We start from the raw sequence: 1094 nt of genomic DNA, 5'->3' as shown, positions 1-1094 counted from the left end.
CCCTCCACCACCGGTTCGTCCGGGCATGGCATTCTTGTACCTTTCGTCCAGCAGTACGGACGGCTCTTTTACCCTGCAGTCGTCCTTATCGGGATCACCGGGGTGCTCACCTCGCTGTACCCCCATCACTCGCTGGCACCGTCCGACATCCTCGGTATCTGGATAGCCGGCATGAGCATTGCAACGATCGCAGCCGTCATCGTCTTCTCGCGGACGACCGTGCAGCCGGTGCCGGCTATCCGGTTGTCGGCATTCCTGATGGCCGGGGGTGTTATCGTCTCCTTCTTTATCCCCGCAGGTCTCTTGATCATCGGCGCTGTCGCCGGCGTAGTCATGATCGCCCAGATGGCGCTCCTTGCCAGTGAGACCGGACATCAGGGCGTTGTCATGGGGCTTTTTGCAACAACCAGTTACCTTGGCATGGCAATCCTCCCTGCAGCGGCAGGTTTTATCGCAGGGGGGATGGGTTTTTTTGCAGCGTTTGGCGCATGTGTCTTTGCTTCACTGTCGGTCGTTGGTACAATCGGGCGATGCTCCTGTATGCCCCACGAAAAGATCCGGGGACAATGACCCGCGGCGTACGAGCAATAGATTCATCAGCGTTGAAACAAAACTTCGTCATGTGAATATGAGAGCAACGATCTTTCTCGTCCTCATCGTCGTGCTGCTGATACCCGCAGTCTGTGCAGAGGATGCCCTCGAATGGTATACAAAAGGCCAGAATGCCGCGATGGCCGGCAACCATGACATGGCCATCACCTATTTCAACAACGCTCTTGCGCTCAACCCGAAATATCCCCAGGCCCTTGCCGGTAAAGCGGCATCGCTGAATGCAAAGAAGGACTATGTCGCTGCTCTGTCTGCAGCAAACCAGGCGCTGGCGCTCAGGGCAATGGATCCGGTTGCCCTGAACGCGCGGGCCCTTGCACTGTTCGGACTGACGGACTACGATGGTGCGGCGGAGGCGTACGACAAACTCTTCGAGGTCCAGATCAACAACGTCAATGCGTACTGCAACCAGGGATACGCCCTTCTCCGGATGGAAGACTACGGCCGGTCCATTGTCGCCTATGACCGGTGCACAAAGATGGATC

The 1094-nt window shown here is 57.3% G+C and carries 1 protein-coding gene and 1 pseudogene; both read left to right on the top strand.

Annotated elements, in window-relative coordinates; all coding sequences use genetic code 11:
• A pseudogene (locus CW742_RS14690) lies at positions 1-570 on the top strand (hypothetical protein); the annotation flags it as partial.
• Between the two features lie 58 nt (positions 571-628).
• A partial coding sequence (locus CW742_RS14685) for a tetratricopeptide repeat protein (RefSeq protein WP_292421673.1) occupies positions 629-1094 on the top strand: 466 nt, incomplete at its 3' end.

This window comes from Methanoregula sp. (genome assembly GCF_002835825.1).
Classification (GTDB): Archaea; Halobacteriota; Methanomicrobia; order Methanomicrobiales; family Methanospirillaceae; genus Methanoregula.
This window is presented reverse-complemented; position numbering and strand designations above follow the sequence as displayed.